General features: G+C 67.5%; 16 protein-coding genes. 5 read left to right on the top strand and 11 right to left on the bottom strand.

Annotated features, from left to right (window positions below; genetic code table 11):
* Nucleotides 1-127: 127 nt before the first annotated feature.
* A complete protein-coding gene (locus tag ASF43_RS03645) occupies nt 128-1,075 on the bottom strand; it encodes a lysylphosphatidylglycerol synthase transmembrane domain-containing protein (protein ID WP_056176746.1) in 948 nt (315 codons plus the stop codon).
* 219 nt (nt 1,076-1,294) lie between these two features.
* On the opposite strand from ASF43_RS03645, the gene ASF43_RS03640 reads away from it, so the two are divergent.
* Complete coding sequence (locus tag ASF43_RS03640) at nt 1,295-2,074, top strand: hypothetical protein (protein ID WP_056176743.1); 780 nt, start codon at nt 1,295-1,297, stop codon at nt 2,072-2,074.
* Between the two features lie 44 nt (nt 2,075-2,118).
* On the opposite strand, the gene ASF43_RS03635 is transcribed toward ASF43_RS03640, so the two are convergent.
* Nucleotides 2,119-4,515 carry a UvrD-helicase domain-containing protein gene (locus ASF43_RS03635; RefSeq protein WP_056176741.1) on the bottom strand — a complete coding sequence of 799 codons (2,397 nt, stop codon included), beginning with the start codon at nt 4,513-4,515 and terminating at the stop codon, nt 2,119-2,121.
* Between the two features lie 100 nt (nt 4,516-4,615).
* On the opposite strand from ASF43_RS03635, the gene ASF43_RS03630 reads away from it, so the two are divergent.
* A complete protein-coding gene (locus ASF43_RS03630; RefSeq protein WP_056176737.1) occupies nt 4,616-5,305 on the top strand; it encodes an HPP family protein in 690 nt (229 codons plus the stop codon).
* A gap of 6 nt (nt 5,306-5,311) precedes the next feature.
* On the opposite strand, the gene flhC is transcribed toward ASF43_RS03630, so the two are convergent.
* The 4 genes from flhC to ASF43_RS03610 form a co-directional block, all read right to left on the bottom strand.
* Complete coding sequence (flhC, locus tag ASF43_RS03625; protein WP_056176734.1) at nt 5,312-5,857, bottom strand: flagellar transcriptional regulator FlhC; 546 nt, start codon at nt 5,855-5,857, stop codon at nt 5,312-5,314.
* A gap of 184 nt (nt 5,858-6,041) precedes the next feature.
* A complete protein-coding gene (gene flhD, locus ASF43_RS03620) occupies nt 6,042-6,368 on the bottom strand; it encodes a flagellar transcriptional regulator FlhD (protein WP_056176731.1) in 327 nt (108 codons plus the stop codon).
* 179 nt (nt 6,369-6,547) lie between these two features.
* Entirely contained in the window at nt 6,548-7,177 is a 630-nt protein-coding gene (locus ASF43_RS03615; protein ID WP_056176728.1) for a DUF2242 domain-containing protein, read from the bottom strand.
* Nucleotides 7,178-7,271: 94 nt separating this feature from the next.
* On the bottom strand, nt 7,272-7,997 hold the full coding sequence (locus ASF43_RS03610) for a hypothetical protein (RefSeq protein ID WP_056178080.1): 726 nt from the start codon (nt 7,995-7,997) through the stop codon (nt 7,272-7,274).
* 129 nt (nt 7,998-8,126) lie between these two features.
* Here ASF43_RS03610 and ASF43_RS03605 point away from each other — a divergent pair, with 129 nt between their 5' ends.
* The 3 genes from ASF43_RS03605 (at nt 8,127) to ASF43_RS03595 (ending at nt 10,768) form a co-directional block, all read left to right on the top strand.
* Nucleotides 8,127-8,366, top strand: a complete 240-nt coding sequence (locus ASF43_RS03605) for a hypothetical protein (RefSeq protein ID WP_056176725.1) — start codon at nt 8,127-8,129, stop codon at nt 8,364-8,366.
* Between the two features lie 85 nt (nt 8,367-8,451).
* The gene (locus ASF43_RS03600) at nt 8,452-10,284 is read left to right on the top strand and encodes a M14 family metallopeptidase (RefSeq protein ID WP_056176722.1); all 1,833 of its coding nucleotides are present in this window, start codon (nt 8,452-8,454) and stop codon (nt 10,282-10,284) included.
* A 79-nt stretch (nt 10,285-10,363) separates the two neighbouring features.
* A complete protein-coding gene (locus tag ASF43_RS03595; RefSeq protein WP_056176719.1) occupies nt 10,364-10,768 on the top strand; it encodes a hypothetical protein in 405 nt (134 codons plus the stop codon).
* 12 nt (nt 10,769-10,780) lie between these two features.
* On the opposite strand, the gene ASF43_RS03590 is transcribed toward ASF43_RS03595, so the two are convergent.
* From ASF43_RS03590 to ASF43_RS03570, 5 genes are all read right to left on the bottom strand, one after another.
* A complete protein-coding gene (locus ASF43_RS03590) occupies nt 10,781-11,419 on the bottom strand; it encodes a hypothetical protein (protein WP_056176716.1) in 639 nt (212 codons plus the stop codon).
* Nucleotides 11,416-12,525: a cell division protein ZapE gene (zapE, locus tag ASF43_RS03585; protein ID WP_056176713.1), complete on the bottom strand. Its 1,110-nt coding sequence runs from the start codon at nt 12,523-12,525 to the stop codon at nt 11,416-11,418. Before zapE ends, ASF43_RS03590 begins: the two co-directional genes overlap by 4 nt.
* Before the next feature lie 13 nt (nt 12,526-12,538).
* On the bottom strand, nt 12,539-13,966 hold the full coding sequence (lpdA, locus tag ASF43_RS03580; protein ID WP_056176710.1) for a dihydrolipoyl dehydrogenase: 1,428 nt from the start codon (nt 13,964-13,966) through the stop codon (nt 12,539-12,541).
* 171 nt (nt 13,967-14,137) lie between these two features.
* Entirely contained in the window at nt 14,138-15,409 is a 1,272-nt protein-coding gene (gene odhB, locus ASF43_RS03575; protein WP_056176707.1) for a 2-oxoglutarate dehydrogenase complex dihydrolipoyllysine-residue succinyltransferase, read from the bottom strand.
* Between the two features lie 35 nt (nt 15,410-15,444).
* Entirely contained in the window at nt 15,445-18,324 is a 2,880-nt protein-coding gene (locus ASF43_RS03570; protein ID WP_056176704.1) for a 2-oxoglutarate dehydrogenase E1 component, read from the bottom strand.
* Between the last annotated feature and the right edge of the window lie 190 nt (nt 18,325-18,514).

Genomic DNA, 18,514 nt, shown 5'->3' with positions numbered 1-18,514 from the left:
GTGAAGAAATGGAGCATGGAAGCCCCACGTCCGCAAGACTAGGCTCGCGCGCAGCGCACGGCTGTCGGATGAGGTGCAAACGGCTGTAGGACCAGGGCATGAATCAGGTGGCACACCCTGCCTTCGGTCAGGTGCTGCCTGCAAACGGCACGGGGCGCGCCAGCAACAGCGCCCCGAACAGCGCCTGCGCCACACCCATGAGCCCATACAGCAGTGAGGCCGCCACGGCCACCGGCGCAGCCACGCCGAACAGGCCCAGACTCAACGCCGCAGCAGCCTCGCGCGTGCCCCAGCCGCCGAAGCTGACCGGCAGTGCCGCCATCAGGAAGGTCGGAGCAGCCGCGACGGCGTAGCACCAGAACGGCAGCTCCAGCCCCATGGCCCGGCCGGCGCAGGCCAGCGCGCCCACGGACAGCAGTTGCACGGCGAGCGACGCCAGCAGCTGCCGTCCATATTCCCTGCCGCCGTTGCCGCGCTGCGCGAGCCGGTGCACGCGCTGGCGCCACAGGGCTGCCGATGCGTCCGCTCGCGTCGCACGCCGCAGGCCCAGCAAGGCCAAGGCCGGCATGAGCACGAGCGCGCCTGCCAGCACCAGCAGCGCGCCAGGCGCCAGGACGACGCCGAGCGCCGGCAAGGCCTCGGCGCCACCCCATGCCGCCGCCGACACCGCCAGCACCCACAGCATCCAAAGGCCGCTGAGCCGATCCAGCAGCACGGCCAGGCCGGCCTCCAGCGCGCCCTGCCCGCTGCGCCGCAGCGCCAGGGCGCGGAATACATCGCCGCCCACCACGGCCCCGGGCAGCAGCGCGCCGACGGCCATGGACTGGAAGTAGATCGTCTGGGCCCAGGCCTGCCGCACGGCGTGGCCGAGCCAGCGCACCAGCGAACACCAGCGCCAGGCCGACACCAGATTGGACGCAATGGCACTGGCCAGCCCCGCCAGCAGCCAGTGCGGTCGCGCACCGGCCAGCTGGCGCAGCACGGCCTCGACGTCCACCGTCCACAGCACGGCCAGCAAAAGAACGGGTGCGAGCGCCAGGCGCGCCCAGCCGGTCAGCCGCACACGGGCCTGCATGGAACAGCCGCACGACGCGGAGGATCTGGGGGCAAGCTGACGAGCATGGCGCGCATTGTGCGATGGCGCCTCGCCCGCCCCGCGCAGCGCGCATCCGCCTGCAAGCAACCGCAAATCCAGCGTATCAAACGCAACGAAAAGTGAGCCACCCTCTCACTAGACTGCCAGCGCCCGGCCACCCCGGAACAGGCCGGCGCATCCACAACAAATAGGACACCCATGCGACACGCATTCCAAAAAAATCTGCTGGCCACCGTCGTGCTCAGCTCTCTCCTGGTCGCCTGCGGCGGCGGCGGCGGTGACGGCGATGACGACATGCCCTCGAACCCGACAGCCGAAGGCGCCTACGTCGGAACCCTGAGCGGTGCGAACGACCTCAACGCCTTCAGCGCGGTGATCACCGACACCGGGGAGGTGTGGGCCTTCTACGGGGCCAAGCAGGCGTCCGGACTGTTCGCGATCAGCGGCTTCCTGCAGGGCAGCGGCAACTCCAGCGACGGCAACTACACCTCGACGGATCTGCGCGACTTCGGCGCATCGCCTGCGATGCCGGCCACGGCAACGGCGCGCTACGACGCACGGGCCAAGACGATCGACGGCAAGTTCAACTTCGACAGTTTCGCCGTCTCGTTCAAGGGCGATGGGAACACCGCGCCCTACAAGTACGACACGCCGGCGACGCTGGCTTCCGTCGCAGGCAACTGGTCTCTCAACGCGCTCACGGGCGAAAGCATCACGCTGAGCGTGGCGCCGAACGGCTCGGTCACAGGGGTCTCCAGCCTGGGCTGCACCATGACGGGCACGCTGACGCCACGCCCATCGGGCAAGAACGTCTTCAACGCGTCGCTGCGTTTCGGCCCTGCGCCATGCGCATTGCCGGACCAATCGGCCAGCGGCATCGCCCTCGCCTACCCCTTGGCGAACGGCATCCAGCAATTCATGTTCGCCGGCTTCGACGCGAGCCGTCAGCACGGCACGGCCGCGATCGGCATGCGCTGAGCGTGCGAGCGAGGGGGCAGGACTGCAGCCCCCTGCCCTGGCCTTCAGGGCACCGGCGTCAGCTTGGCCACGGCGAGCGCCAGCCACTTGACGCCGTGGCGCGGGAAGTTGATCTGCGCGCGCGCATCGTCCCCCGTCCCTTCGAGCAGCGTGACCGTGCCCTCGCCGAACTTGTTGTGAAACACCTTCATGCCGCTGCGCAGCCCATGGGCCGGCTCGGCCTTCTGCGGCGGCAGCGGCGCGCTGCTGGGGAAGTTGCCCGACTCGATGCCGAAGCCGCCCGGCCGCGACGCACCGCGCTGCGCGTTCCAGCCCGAGCCGAAGCCACCCTGTTTCGGCGTGATCCACTTCAGCGCGCCCTCCGGCAGCTCCTCGAAGAACCGGCTGCGCAGGTTGTAGCGCGTCTGGCCGTGCAGCAGCCGCGTCTGCGAAAAGCTCAGGTACAAGCGCTTGCGGGCGCGCGTGATGGCCACGTACATGAGCCGACGCTCTTCCTCCAGCCCGTCGCGGTCGCTCATGCTGTTCTCGTGCGGGAACAGTCCCTCCTCCATGCCGCCGATGAACACGCAATCGAACTCCAGGCCTTTGGCGGCGTGCACGGTCATGAGCTGCACGGCGTCCTGGCCGGCCTTGGCCTGGTTGTCGCCGGCCTCCAGCGCAGCGTGGGTCAGGAAGGCGGCCAGCGGCGACAGCGTCTCGCCCGTGTCGGGCACGATGCCGGCGATGGCTTCGCTCTGCGCCGCCGCAGGCAGCGACGGGTCCAGCCCCTGGCTGGCCGGCGACTGCGTGAGCCGCGTGCCGTGCTCGTCGATCGGCAAGGCCACGGCATCGCGGCCGAAGCCCTCCTGCGTCACGAAACTCTCGGCCGCGTTGACCAGTTCGTCCAGGTTCTCGATGCGGTCCGCGCCCTCGCGGTCGGCCTTGTAGTGCTCGATCAGGCCGCTGGTCTCCAGCACCTGCTCGATGATCTCGCGCAGCGTCAGGCCCTGCGTCTCCTCGCGCAGCACGTCGATCTTGGCGACGAAGGCGCCCAAGTTGGCGCCGGCCTTGCCGGTCATGGTGCTGACTGCGTCGTGCAATGAACAGCCGGCGCCGCGCGCCGCGTCCTGCAGCTGCTCGATGCTGCGCGCGCCGATGCCGCGCGGCGGGAAGTTCACCACGCGCAGGAAGCTGGTGTCGTCGTTCGGGTTCTCGAGCAGGCGCAGGTAGGCCAGCGCATGCTTGATCTCGGCGCGCTCGAAGAAGCGCAGGCCGCCATACACGCGGTAGGGCACGGCCGCGTTGAACAGCGCGGTCTCGATCACACGGCTCTGCGCATTGCTGCGGTAGAGCACGGCGATCTCCTTGCGCTCGACATCGTCCCGCACGAGCTGGCGGATCTCCTCCACCATCCACTGCGCCTCGGCAAAGTCGCTGCTCTGCTCCACCACGCGCACCGGCTCGCCCGGGCCCTGGTCGGTGCGCAAATTCTTGCCCAGGCGCTTGCTGTTGTGTTCGATGAGCGCGTTGGCCGAGTCGAGAATGTTGCTGAAGCTGCGGTAGTTCTGCTCCAGCTTGATCTGCTGGCGCACGTCGAACTCGCGCACGAAGTCGGCCATGTTGCCCACGCGTGCGCCGCGGAAGGCGTAGATGCTCTGGTCGTCGTCGCCCACGGCCAGCACGCTGCCGGCGTGCGGCGGGCGATCCTTGTCGACCTCGCCCTTGCCGGCCAGCATCTTGATCCAGGCGTACTGCAGCGTGTTGGTGTCCTGGAACTCGTCGATCAGGATGTGGCGGAAACGGCGCTGGTAGTGCTCGCGCACCGGATCGTTGTCGCGCAGCAATTCATAGCTGCGCAGCATCAGCTCGCCAAAATCGACCACCCCTTCGCGCTGGCATTGCTCTTCGTAGAGCTGGTAGACCTCGATCTTCTTGCGCGTCTCCTCGTCGCGCGCCACCAGGTTGTGCGGGCGCAGGCCCTCTTCCTTGTTGCCGCTGATGTAGTACTGCAGCTGCTTGGGCGGGAAGCGCTCGTCGTCGATGCTGAACTGCTTCATGAGCCGCTTGACGGCCGAGAGCTGGTCCTGCGTGTCCAGGATCTGGAAGCTCTGCGGCAGGTTGGCCAGCTTGTAGTGTGCGCGCAGGAAGCGGTTGCACAGGCCGTGGAAGGTGCCGATCCACATGCCGCGCGCGTTCACGGGCAGCATGGCGGTAAGCCGCATGACCATCTCCTTGGCCGCCTTGTTGGTGAAGGTCACGGCCAAGATGCCGCCGGGCGAGACACGGCCGGTGGACAGCAGCCAGGCGATGCGGGTCGTCAGTACGCGCGTCTTGCCGGAGCCGGCGCCGGCCAGGATCAGCGCGTGCTCATCGGGCAGCGTGACGGCGGCCAGTTGCTCGGGGTTGAGCTGGCGCAGCAGCGGCGACGCGTCGACGGCGCCCGGGGATTCGAATGGAGGCATCGGGCGATTGTAGGAAGCACCCCTATCCCGTACGGGCGATGCCGGCTGTGATAATTTCTGTCGCCACTGCGCCCACGGCGTTTGCGCAAGGAGGGCTGCCATGTTTTCCGTCTACGGCGTCGCCGGGCGCCAGTTCACCGGCTCTGCCGAACAGCTGCGCCAGATCGAGCGCGTCAACGCCGCGCCGCGCACGCGGCGCGTGGATTCCAATGAGACCGAGTTGCCGGAACGCGTGTCGGCCGACCCGGCCCTGCTGCCTGGTGCGCCGGCCGTGCCCGGTCCGGTGGTCGGCGGCCCGGCGGCGCGCCAGGCCCTGGCCGCCTACGCCCAGACGCAGCCGCGCGAGACGCAGCGCCAACCCCTGGTGCGCGTGGCCGAGATCATGAGCCAGCCCGCGCTGACGCTGGTGCAGGACACTTCGGTGCTGGACGCCTGGAAGCTGCTGAGCTACCACGGCTACGGCCAGGTGCCGGTGGTCAGCCCCTCCGGCATGCTGGTCGGGCTGCTGCTGCGCACCGACCTGCTGCGCGCCGAGCGCCTGGCCGTGTCCGAGCTGGACGCCGCGACCTGGCAGGCCGCCATGGCTCAGCCGATTGCAGAAGTGATGTGGACGCCCGTGCCGAGCGCCGCGGCCGACACCGAGATCCGGCGCGTGGCCGGCGTGCTGCACGACAACGGCCTGCCCGGCCTGCCGGTGGTGGACGAGGCCGGCATGGTGACCGGGGTGGTCACGCGCGGCGACATCGTGCGCGCCGTGGCGCAGGACCCGCCGCTCGATCTCTGGACGTAAAGCCGCTTACTGCAGCATCAGCGACCGCTCGCCCTTGCACTTGCCCGCACGCGCCGGCGGGTTGCACAGGCCGCAGACGTAGCTGCGCGGGTTCTCGTAGAGCTCCGAGACGAAATTGCCGCCGCAGCTGCTGCACTTGGTCATGTTGAGCATGTTGGCGTCGACGAACTTCACGAGGCGCCAGGCGCGCGTGAAGGACAGCAAAGGGTCGATCTCGGCTGCTTCCACCTGCTCCAGGTACAGCCGGTAGGCCTTGGTCAGGTTGTCGATCGAGTCGATGTCCAGGCTCTTGGACAGGTACTCGTAGATGTTCAGGAACAGCGAGGAGTGGATGTTCTCCTGCCAGGAGAGGAACCAGTCCGTGGAGAACGGCAATTGGCCCTTGGACGGCGACTTGCCCGCCACTTCCTTGTACAGGCGCAGAAGCCGCTCATAGGACAGCTCGGTCTCGGACTCCAGCACTTGCATGCGCGCGCCCATCTGGATCAGCATCGCAGCGCGCTCGATCTGGCGCGAATCGTTCAGGACACTCTTGGTGGAAGCGGCAGCCATATATTTCTCCTTGGGTCTATCTCGTCTGGGAACACGGCAGTGCCGCGATTCCGGTCTCAAGCAAGGGCAGCGACTTCGCCGGGGCACCCGCGGAACTGGCCCTGCCACTCCGTTGGGTGCGCCCCCTTCGCGCAGCAGAAGGGGGCTGGCGAAGCGCGCAGTGCGCAGCCTGGGGGTTGTTTCTCTAGATGATCTCGGCCAGGCGGCCTGCCATCAGGATGTTGGCGTGCAGCTTGTTGGTGGCTTCGTTGCCGACCTTCTTCACGTCGTGGTTGGTCAACAGGTTCCAGACCAGGTTGTCGTCCACGCGGAAGTGGCACAGCAGCATGTTGCCCGAGGCCAGCTTGAGGATCTGCGCGGCGGAGAGCGCGCCGAGGATGTCGGCGGCCTCTTCCTGGATACCCAGGCGGAACAGCGCGGCGGCCTTGTCCTGGCGGATCAGGTTCTGCGCCAGCATCAGGTAGGTGAGGTTGGCTTCGCGGATTTCCGCAATCATCTGCTCGGTGTTCATGGCTGCACTCCTTGGACATTTCCCCGGGTCTTCGGTTGCTGCACTTACTGCAGTCACTCCGTCTCGATCCGTTGAAATGAATTGTGGTTGCCGCCTAAAAAGATTTGAGTCGGGAGACGGATGTGCGCCGCGTCTCTTCGGGAATCGCACGGTGTAGGAAATTTCCCTACACCGGCACCTCATCCCCGCTGACTCGAGGACGGCGCCGCGAATGGCGCAAAGCTGGGCGCGTCAGGGTGAGGGGCACGGCCGCCGCCCTGCTGCTGCTGCTCCTCTTCTTCCTCGTCCAGCAGGAAGCGGTTGATCAGCACGAACAGGCGTTCGTAGAAGTCTTCTGTGGAGATGGTCTCGCTGCCGATGCGCACCAGCGAGTCGTCGCTCTGCGAGAACGGCAGCGACACCGAGCCCACCGCCCCCACGCCCAGGCTCGCCGCGGTGTTGCTCTTCTTGAGCGCGAAGCGGTCCTGCTGCGCCGTCACGAAGCCCAGCGTGCTCTTGCCGCTGCGCGTCTCGGGCGCGCAGACGACGCGGATCTCCATCTCCACATGGGTGTCCATGGCGGGCTGGAAATTCTTGCGGCCGTGGACCAGGTCCTTGGTCGCCGCATTGATCACATAGCCCTGGCTCAGCAGCGCGCGCCGCGCGGCCTCGCAGGTCTCGGTGGGCGTGGCGCCGAAGGAGCGCGAGAACGTCGAGCTGGAGTCGAACTGCTCCTGCGGCGGCAAGGGCGCGCGGGGGAACTGGCAGCCGGCCAGGACGGCGAGGCAGACCAGCAGGGGGATGGCAGTGCGGCGTGGTGTCCGGATCATGTGGCCGTCGCGTCTCTCGGGAAAAGCAAAGTGTAGGCGAGCGCCTCGCGGCTGCGCGGCGATTCCTCGGGCGCAGCAAAGGTCTTGGGCACCGTCAAAGTGCCTGCAGCACCTGTTGCGCCTCGGGGTCGGCACCAGCACAGGGCGTGGCACGTGCCAGGGACATCCAGACATGGAACGGCAAGGCCGCCACCTCACGCCGCGGCGCGTTGCGCAGCACGGCCAGGCTGCCCGCCTGCAGCGCCATCACGCCGCATTCCGGCGGCACGTCGTCGGCATCGCCGATGGCACGGCCGCGCGCGTCGTTGCCCAGCACGTACCAGCACTGCCCGCCCAGGTCCAGGTAGGCCGCGCGCTTGGCCGGCTTGCGCAGGTCGCCCAGCAGGTCGGCCCGGCTGACCTTGACCTCGTGCACCACGGGCTCCACGTAGGTCGCGACCGAGGTGTTGCGAATCGAGAAGACATCCGGGCAGGCCATGCACCAGGCCCGGGGCGCGTCCGGCTCCTGGCCCGGCACCAGGGCCCGCAAGGACAGCCCGCGCCACACGATGCGGCCCTCCCGGCCCATCGCGCGGGCCACCAGGTCGACCAGGTCCTCGTGCGCCGAGCGCGCACGCCGGCCCGCCGCCAGGCTCTGCGCCACTGCCTGGATGCCGGTCTCTGTCAGGCGCACGGTCTCGCGGCCGCCGTCGCAGCTGCGTTCGAGCAGGCCGCCGGCCAGCAGCTCGAGCTCCAGCGGGTCTTGGTAAGGCCAGCCTGCCGAGCGGTAGACCTCGCGCAGGCGGCGCGCGTGCACGCGCGGCAGGGAAATGGCGGACATGGTGGCAAGGGGCAGCAAAGCGGCGGGCCTGCCATTTTGCCCATGCGGCACGCGGGTTTGTCCGGCGCGGCGCAGGGGCAGGCGGGCCACGGCCCAGGGCATACTGTGCGCCTCATACCGGAGCTCACCATGCCTCACACCCACGACGACTCTGCAGGCTCGCAGCTGGCCTTGCTTGCCGCTGTGAAACTGCTGCTGGCACCCCACCGGGGCGACCTGGACTCCATCAAGGGCTTGCGCCACGAGCTCGATCTCACGCGCGACCTGCTGGCCTCGGTCGAAGGCACGGAGCGCAAGCTGCTGTCGTTCGAGGTCACGGCCGAAGCGCTGATGGCCGTGCTGGCCCCACCGAGCCAGAGCCAGTATTGACCCCGCGAGGGCCATCGGTCGCACCGATCGACTCTCGCGCACGCAGAACCCGCGCAGCCCGTCCCGCGCATAGCCCCATGCAACCATGACGCACCGCATCCCCACCCCGATCCCTGCCGCGCGCGCGCTCGCGCCCCTGCTGCTGGCCTTGCTGGCCGCCTGCGGTTCCACGCCGCTGCCGCCCTGGCCGGGCCAAGGCACCACCGGCGTCCGCACGGCCCCTGCCGTGACCGACATGGGCACCTCGGCCCAGCGCGCGCCGGAGCCGCCGCAGGCCGCAGTGGAGATCGCACCCGTGCTGCCGCCCGGCGCCGCTTCCAGCGCCGCCCCGGCCGCCGCGGCGCCGGCAGAGCCGGCCCCGCCCTACGGCCCCGAGGTGGCGGCGCGCTTTCCGGACCCGGCCATCGCCTACAGCACACCCGGCCTGGCGCCAGGCCGCGACAACTTCACGAGCAACGGCGAGATCGCCACGTGGCTGCGCGACCTGGCCGCCACGCGCGGCGGCGCGCAGTCGCCGCGCAGCAGCGTGCTCTCGTTGGGCCAGTCGCAAAGCGGCGTGCCGCTGGAGGCACTGGTGCTGACGCGCGCCGCTGGCACCGACCCGGCCAGCCTCATGGCCTCGGGCAGGCCCACGGTGTTGCTCATCGGCCAGCAGCATGGCGACGAGCCGGCGCCGGCCGAGGCGCTGCTGGTCGTGGCGCGAGAACTCGCGCAAGGCGTGCTGACGCCGGTGCTCGAGCGCATGAACGTGATCGTCGTGCCGCGTGCCAACCCCGACGGCGCGGCCGCGGGCAAGCGCGTCACAGCCGGCGGCATCGACGTGAACCGCGATCACCTGCTGCTGCGCACGCCCGAGGCCCGCGCCCTGGCGCGCCTGCAGCGCGACTACCAGCCCATCGTGACCGTGGACGCGCATGAGTACACCGTGGTCGGGCGCTTCCTGGAGAAGTTCGGCGCGGTGCAGAAGTTCGACGCGCTGCTGCAATACGCCACGACGCCCAACCTGTCGGAGTTCATGCCGCGCGCCTCCGAAGAATGGTTCCGCCGCCCGCTGGTCGCCGCGCTGACCAAGCAGCAGCTCAGCAACGAGTGGTACTACACCACGTCGACCGATCCGCAGGACCTGCGCATCTCCATGGGCGGCACCCAGCCCGACACCGGCCGCAACGTCTACGGCTTGCGCAATGCGGTCAGCCTGCTGATCGAGACGCGTGGCGTGGGCATCGGCCGGCTGCACATCCAGCGCCGCGTGCACACGCACGTGACGGCGATCGCCAGCGTGCTGCAAAGCACCTCGCAGCGTGCCGACGACCTGATCAAGCTGCGCTCGTACATGGACCGCGAGATGGCCGGCAACGCCTGCCGCGGCGATGTCGTGACGGCCGCCGGCGCCACGCCGCAGCGGCGAGCGCTCATGATGCTGGACCCGGCCACGGGCGCCGACCGCAGCATCGACGTCGAGTGGTATTCGGCGCTGGAGCTGCGGGTGCAAAAGAGCCGCCCGCGCCCCTGCGGCTACTGGCTGTCGGCCGCGTCCACCGCCACCGCAGAGCGGCTGCAGCTGCTGGGCGTGCAGGTCATGCGCATCGCCGAGCCTGGCGCCGTGCTGGGCGAGACCTACCGCGAGACCACGCGCAGCACAGGAGAGCGCAGCGATGTGCGCGGCAGCATCGCCGACGCCGCACCCGTCGTGCGCGTGCAGGTCGAGCTGGTGCGTGGCCTGTTGGACACCCCAATGGGCAGCTACTACGTGCCGCTGTCCCAGCCACTGGCCAACCTGGTCGTGGCTGCGCTGGAGCCGGACACGCAGAACAGCTACTTCGCCAATGGCGTGCAGGACGCCCTGCAGAACCAGGCGCGCATCGTTGGTGAGCCCACGATGCGCCTGGAGCCCCTGCCTACCCTGCCGGGGCTCTGACCTACAGCGTTCGGCCAATCGCGCCGACAGCGGCAATGGCCGCAACCGGCTGCAATCGAGGCAACCTTAAGGAGTTGCCATGCAAGCCCTCGACCTGCAGCCCAACATGCTCACCATGGCGGGCGTTTTCTACCCCACCGGGTACATCTTCGCCATGTTTCCGACGGAAGCTGATGCCAAGAGTGTGGGCCAGACGATCGAGCGCGCATCGCTGTCCAAGGAACCGGTGATCCTGCTCAGCCCGCAGGACGTGCTGGAAAAGGTGGTGCGAACGGTGGGCAGCGCTGACATCCCTCTTCCTTCGGCCGGCACCGAAGCGGCCACCGTGCGCCAGTACGCGGCCCTGGCCGGCCAGGGCCACTGGGCCCTGATGGTCCACGCACCCGATGCCGACGAGACCGAGGCGGTCATGGACGTGGTGCGCACCGCACCGTTCTCCTTCGCCGAGAAGTACCGCATGCTGGTGATCGAAGACCTGGCCTGACCAGGTCGGCCCTCATGGTGCGGGCAGGGGCTGCGCCGTGCTGGGCTTGGCCGCGTTGCGCTGCTCGATGCGTGCCTTGTAATCGGCTGCCTCGCGCTGCCGCGCCTCATAGCGCTGCGTCTCTTCGGCCGCCCTGGCCGCGTGCTCGGCGCGGCGGGCGTTGTCCTGCACGTTGCGCTCGTGCTTGCGGCGCATGGTCTCTTCGTATTTCTGGACCTGCTCCGCGTCAGGTGCGCGTGGCACGGGCGAGGCCGGCAGTCGGCCACCGGCAGGCTGCGGTGGCTGGTTCGGGGCGGCGGCGGGTACGGTCTCGCGCGTGGCCTGATCGGCTTGCTGGGCATCGCGCTTGTCCTGCAGCTTGGCCCGTTGCTCGGTCGCCTTGCGCTGGCGATCCTGGTCGTTCAACACGACCTCACGCCTGCGCAATGCATCGAGCTCTTTGCGCTCGACGGCGCGGCTGGCCTTCAGGCAATCGTTGACCGCAAAGCGCTGGTGGCAGGCCCGTTGCTCGGCCGCCACCCGCTGTGCGATCCGGCCGCGCTCGGCTGCGATGTGCGCGCGCTCGGCCTGCACCTCGTCGGGCTGGGCCCAGGCACAAGCCGCCGCAAGCAGCGCAGGCAGCAGGCACAGCCGAGACGCAAGGCGCTTCATGTGAGCCCCGTGTCCACGGTGCGGCGCTCCAGCGCCAGGAATTCGACCGATTGCATTTCGTTCAAGCGTGACACGGTTCGCGGAAACTCGTGCGACAAAGGGCCTTCGGTATACAGCAATTCGGGCACCGTCTGGGCCGACATGATGAGCTTGACGCGCCGGTCGTACAGCACGTCCACCAGCCAGGTGAATCGCCGTGCCTCGGACGCCATGCGCACCGGCATGGCCGGCACATCGGACAGCAGCACGGTGTGGAACTGGGTTGCCAGCTCCAGATAGTCGTACTGCGAACGCGGGCCGCCGCACAGCGTACGGAAGTCGAACCAGACCACGCCGCCGGCCTTGCGCCGCGACCTGATCTCGCGTGATTCGATGTGCAGTACCGGGTCTTCGTCGGCCGTCTCGGCCAGGCGGTTGAAGGCGTCGGCCATCTCCGCGTCGGCCTGCGGCCCCAGCGGCGTGTGGTACAGCTTGACCTGTTCCATGGTGCGGCGCCGGTAGTCCGTGCCGTTGTCCACGTTCACCACTTCCATGCGCTCGTTCAGCAGCGCGATGGCCGGCAGGATGCGGTCGCGGTGCAGGCCGTCCGGGTACAGGCCGTTCGGCTCGAAGTTGGAGGTGGTCACGAAGCCCACGTCGTTTTCGAACAGCGCGGCCAGGAGGCGGTGCAGGATCATCGCGTCGGTGATGTCCGCCACATGGAATTCGTCGAAGCAGATGAGCTTGTAGCGCTTGGACATGCGCTTGCCCAATTCGTCCAACGGATTCACCGTGCCCTGCAAGTCCACCAACTGGCGGTGCACCTCACGCATGAACTCGTGGAAGTGCAACCGCGTCTTGCGCTTGATCGGCACGGCGTTGAAGAAGCAATCCATCAGGAAGCTCTTGCCGCGCCCCACCCCGCCATACATGTAGACGCCTTTCGGCACGGGCAGGCGGTTGATGAGCTTTTTGAGCGCATTCGACCGCTTGTCCTTATAGGCCGCCCATTCGGCCGCGCAGCGCTCCAGCGCGTCCACCGCGCGCAGTTGCGCGGGATCGCTCTGGTAGCCACGGGTCTTCAGTTCCGCGTCATAAGCCGCGCGGACCGGACCGATCACCGTCATGCGGGGAAAGGGTTCAGAAGTTCAGCGTGCGCTTGTCGACGGCCAGCGCGGCTTCCTTGGTCGCCTCTGACAGCGACGGGTGCGCGTGGCAGATGCGGGCGATGTCCTCGGCGCTGGCCTTGAACTCCATGGCCACGACGGCCTCGGAGATCAGCTCGCTGACCTGAGGGCCCACCATGTGCACGCCCAGGATCTCGTCGGTCTTGGCATCGGCCAGGAACTTGACCATGCCGGTCGTGTCGCCCAGCGCGCGTGCGCGGCCATTGGCCAGGAACGGGAAGGTGCCAGCCTTGTAGGCCACGCCATCGGCCTTGAGCTGCTGCTCGGTGCGGCCGACCCAGGCGATCTCCGGGCTGGTGTAGATCACCCAGGGCACGGTGTTGAAGTTCACATGCCCATGCTGGCCGGCGATGCGCTCGGCCACGGCTACGCCTTCTTCCTCGGCTTTGTGCGCGAGCATCGGGCCGCGCACCACGTCGCCGACCGCCCACACGTTGGGCAGGCTGGTCTTGCAGTCGTCATCAACCACGATGGCACCGCGCTCGTCCAGCTTCAGGCCCACGGCCTCGGCGTTCAAACCGATGGTGTTGGCCACGCGGCCGATCGAGACGATGAGCTTGTCGGCCTCCAGCGTCTGCGCTTCGCCCTTGGCGTTGGTGTAGGCGATGGAAACGCCCTTCTTGCCGGTCTTGACCTCGCCGACCTTCACGCCAAGCTCGATCTTCAGACCCTGCTTGTCGAAGGCCTTCTTGGCTTCCTTGGCGATCTGCTCGTCGACCGCACCCAGGAAGGTCGGCAGGCCCTCGAGGATGGTGACGTCCGCGCCCAGACGGCGCCAGACCGAGCCCATTTCCAGACCGATCACGCCGGAGCCGATCAATGCCAGCTTCTTGGGCACGGTGCCCACGCGCAGCGCGCCGTCGTTGGACAGCACCAGTTCTTCATCGAACGGCGTGCCAGGCAGCGCACGGGCGTTGGAGCCGGTCGCCACGATGATGTGCTTGCCGGTGATGCTCTCTTCAGCCGCACCCGCGACCTTGAGCTCGTAACCGCCTTCGGCAGCCTTCACGAACGAGCCACGGCCATGGAAAAAAGTGACCTTGTTCTTCTTGAACAGATACAGGATGCCGTCGTTGTTCTGCTTCACGACGTTGTCCTTGCGCGCCAGCATCTTGGCGACGTCCAGGCCCAGGCCCTTGACCTCGATGCCATGGTCGGCGAAATGCTTGCCGGCGTGCTCGTAGTGCTCGGACGACTGCAGCAGCGCCTTGGACGGGATGCAGCCCACGTTGGTGCAGGTGCCGCCCGGTGCGGGGCCGCCCTTGCCGTTCTTCCACTCGTCGATGCAGGCCACGTTGAAGCCCAGTTGCGCGGCGCGGATGGCAGCGATGTAGCCGCCAGGGCCGCCACCGATCACGATGACGTCGAATTGTTTGGACATGTTGGATCTCTGTTGATGCTCGTGCGCACGTCGAGTGCCAACCGCAACATCAAGGGCCGGCGCAGCCAGGCCAGTTCGGGAGCCACCGCGGAACTGGCTCTGCCAGGCCGCTGGTGGCGCCCCCTTGAGGGGGGATTCGGCCACACGAAGTGAGCAAGAAACGGGGGTGGGTCAAATATCGAACAGCAGGCGCGTCGGGTCTTCCAGCGCTTCCTTCATCGCCACCAGGCCCAGCACGGCTTCGCGGCCGTCGATGATGCGGTGGTCGTAGCTCATCGCCAGGTAGTTGATCGGGCGGATCACGATCTGCCCGTTCTCCACCACGGCGCGGTCCTTGGTCGCGTGCACGCCCAGGATGGCCGACTGCGGCGGGTTGATGATGGGCGTGGACAGCATGGAGCCGAAGGTGCCGCCATTGGAGATGGAGAAGGTGCCGCCGGTCATCTCTTCGATGCCCAGCTTGCCTTCGGAGGCCTTCTTGCCGTACTCGGCGATCTTCTTTTCGATGTCGGCAAAGCTCATCTGGTCGGCATTGCGCAGGATGGGCACGACCAGCCCGCGCGGCGAACCGACGGCGATGCCGATGTCGAAGTAGCCGTGGTAGACGATGTCGTTGCCGTCCACCGAGGCGTTGAGCACCGGGTACTTCTTGAGCGCATGGACCGCGGCCTTCACGAAGAAGCTCATGAAGCCGATCTTCACGCCGTGTTCCTTGGTGAAGGTGTCCTGGAACTTCTTGCGCATGTCCATGACCGGAGCCATGTTGACTTCGTTGAAGGTCGTCAGGATGGCGTTGGTCGACTGCGACTGCAGCAGACGCTCGGCCACGCGAGCACGCAGACGACTCATCGGCACGCGCTGCTCGGGGCGGTCACCCAGGTCCGGCGCCGTGGGCGAGGCGACCTGCGGCAGCGTGCTCTTGGGCGCGCCGGTGGGGATGGCGACCGGTGCGGGCGCGGGCTTGGCAGCGCCTGCGGCCACGGCACCGAGTGCGTCGCCCTTGGTCACGCGGCCATCCTTGCCGGTGCCGGCCACGGCGCTGGCGGACAGGTTGTTCTCGGCCAGCAGCTTGGCAGCGGCCGGCATGGCCACGTCGCCCTTGCTGCCGCCGCCAGCGGGTGCCGGTGTCGACGCTGCAGCAGGCGCTGCGGCGGGTGCGGCCGCGGCCGGCGCTGCGGCAGGCGCGGCGGCGCCGGCCTTGCCTTCGGTGTCGATGCGCGCGATCAGCTGATCGGCGACGACGGTGGCGCCATCGGCCTGGACGATCTCGGCCAGCACGCCGGCGGCGGGCGCCGGCACTTCCAGCACGACCTTGTCGGTCTCGATCTCGATCAGGATTTCATCGATGGCGACAGCGTCGCCAGCCTTCTTCTTCCACTGCAACATGGTGGCTTCTGCCACCGATTCCGACAGTTGCGGAACCTTCACTTCAACGATCGCCATTTTTCTGCTTCCGGTTTTTTTGTTCAGTCAACGAATTACTTGGTCAGCACGAAGCCCTTGAGCTTGGCGAACGCGCCATCCACCAAGGCCTTTTGCTGCTCCTGGTGCAGGTGCGCGTAGCCCACCGCCGGCGAGGCCGAGGCCGCACGGCCGGAGTAGCCCAGCTTCTGCCCGTCGCTCATGTTCTCGTGGATGTAGTGCTGCACGAAGAACCAGGCGCCCTGGTTCTGCGGCTCGTCCTGGCACCACACCACGTCGACCAGGCTCGGGTACTTCTTGAGCTCGGTCGCGAACGCCTTGTGCGGGAACGGGTAGAGCTGCTCGACGCGGATGATGGCCACGTCGTCGGCACCGCGCTCCTCGCGCTTCTTGGCCAGGTCGTAGTAGACCTTGCCCGAGCAGGCGATCACGCGCTTGACCTTGGCCGCGTTCTTGGCCACGGCATCGCTCTGGTCCGGGATCACGGTCTGGAACGTGCCCTTGGTGAACTCGGTCAGCGGCGAGGTCGCGTCCTTGTTACGCAGCAGCGACTTCGGCGTCATGATGATCAGCGGCTTGCGCAGATTGCGGATCTGCTGGCGGCGCAGCACGTGGAAGATCTGGCTGGCCGTCGTGGGCTGCACCACCTGCATGTTGGTATCGGCCGACAGCTGCATGAAGCGCTCCAGGCGGGCCGAGCTGTGCTCGGGGCCCTGGCCTTCGTAGCCGTGCGGCAGCATCAGCGTGATGCCGTTGACCCGGCCCCACTTCACTTCGCCGGACGCGATGAACTGGTCGATCACGACCTGCGCACCGTTCACGAAGTCGCCGAACTGGGCTTCCCAGATCACCAGCGTGTTCGGGTCGTTGGAGGCGTAGCCGTACTCGAAGCCCAGCACCGCCTCTTCGGACAGGATGGAGTCGATCACGACGAATGGCGCCTGGCCATCGGCCGCGTGGTGCAGCGGCGTGTAGGTGCCGGTGTCCCACTTTTCGCGGTTCTGGTCATGGATGACGGAATGGCGGTGGCTGAAGGTGCCACGGCCGCAGTCTTCGCCCGACAGGCGCACCGGATAGCCGCTGGCCACCAGCGAGGCAAAAGCCATGTGCTCGCCCATGCCCCAGTCCACATTGATCTCGCCACGGCCCATGGCGGCGCGGTCGTCATAGACCTTCTTGACCAGCGGGTGCGGCGTGACGGTGGCGGGGATGGTGGTGATGCGCTCGGACAGGCGCTTCCACTCGGTCAACGGGATCGCGGTGTCGGCCGCATCGGTCCAGCGCTTGTTCAGGTACGGCGCCCAGTCGACGGCGTACTTGCTCTTGAAGTTGCTGATCGTGATCTCTTCGGTGTGCTTGCCGGCGTCCATGGCGGCCCGGAAGGCTTTCACCATGTCGTCGCCCAGCGTGTCACCCAGGCCCTGCGTGGCCAGCTTGTCGGCGTACAGCTTGCGCGTGCCGGGGTGCTGGGCGATCTTCTTGTACATCAGCGGCTGCGTCAGGCTGGGCGTGTCCTGCTCGTTGTGGCCCAGCTTGCGGAAGCAGACGATGTCGACGACCACGTCCTTGTTGAACTCCTGGCGGTAGTCCAGGGCCAGTTGCGTGGCCAGCACGACGGCCTCCGGGTCGTCGCCGTTCACGTGCAGCACGGGCGCCTCGATCATCTTGACGACGTCGGTGCAGTACAGCGTGGAGCGACTGTCGCGCGGGTCGCTGGTCGTGAAGCCGATCTGGTTGTTGATGACGATGTGGACCGTGCCGCCGGTGTAGTAGCCGCGCGTCTGCGCCAGCGCCAGCGTTTCCATGATCACGCCCTGGCCGGCGAAGGCCGCGTCGCCGTGCACCAGCACGGGCAACACGGTGTCGCCTTCGGTGTCGCCGCGGCGGTCCAGGCGAGCCTTGACCGAGCCTTCGACCACGGGGTTCACGATTTCCAGGTGCGAGGGGTTGAAGGCCAGCGACAAATGCACCGGGCCGCCGGGGGTCGCCACGTCGCTCGAGAAGCCCTGGTGGTACTTCACGTCGCCCGAGGTCAGTTCCTCCGGCGCGGTGTGGTCGAACTCGGCGAACAGGTCGGCGGGCATCTTGCCCAGGATGTTCACGAGCACGTTCAGGCGGCCACGGTGGGCCATGCCGATCACGACCTCCTGCACGCCGCGCGTACCAGCCAGCTGGACCAGCTCGTCCATCGAGGCGATGAAGCTCTCGCCGCCTTCGAGCGAGAAGCGCTTCTGGCCCACGTACTTGGTGTGCAGGAAGCGCTCCAGGCCCTCGGCCGCGGTCAGGCGGTCCAGGATGTCCTTTTTCTTCTGTGCGTCGAAGTTGGGCTTGCTGCGAATGCTTTCCAGGCGTTGCTGCCACCAGCGCTTTTCGGTCTGGTCGGTCGCGTACATGTACTCGGCGCCGATCGTGCCGCAGTAGGTCTCGCGCAGCGCGTTCGTGAGGTCGCGCAGGGACATGGTGTCTTTGCCGAAGAACGTGTTGCTGGTGTTGAACACGGTCTCCTGGTCGGCGTCGGAGAAGCCGTAGAACGACAGTTCGAGCTCGGGAATGTCATCGCGCACGTCGCGCTTGAGCGGGTCGAGATCGGCCCAGCGGGCGCCGACATTGCGGTAGGCGGCGATCAGCTGCTGGACGGCCGTGCGCTTGCGGCCCATCTCGGAATCGGCACTGGCCACCACGACCTTGGTCTGGCCCTGCTTGGCGCGCTCGGCGAAGGCGTTGACCACCGGCAGGTGGGGCACGTCGCGCATGTTGCTGCCGTCGACGGCGGGCACATGCTGCAGGGCGTCGAAATACTCGCGCCAGTTGTCGGGCACGCTGCCAGGGTTGGCGAGGTAGTTTTCGTAGAGCTCTTCGACATAGGGCGCGTTGCCCCCGAAGAGATAAGTGTTGCCCAAATAGGCGCTGTAGACCGACGATGTCGAGTCGCTCATATTCCGCTGACCTCCGTTCCCCTTGAGGGAACATTAGCTGGTTAAAGCTGTTTGATTAACCTTCCGCGGCACGGCTGAACCGGTTGGCGGATGCGACTGTGGCTGGGGAAGGGCCGAGTTCGGCGGCGATTATCACACTGAAAACTCGGGCCCGTGCGGCAATCTGATGCGCAAGGGCAACGGCATGCAA

The sequence above is a fragment of the Pseudorhodoferax sp. Leaf267 genome, from assembly GCF_001422405.1.
GTDB lineage: Bacteria > Pseudomonadota > Gammaproteobacteria > Burkholderiales > Burkholderiaceae_C > Pseudorhodoferax.
This window is presented reverse-complemented; position numbering and strand designations above follow the sequence as displayed.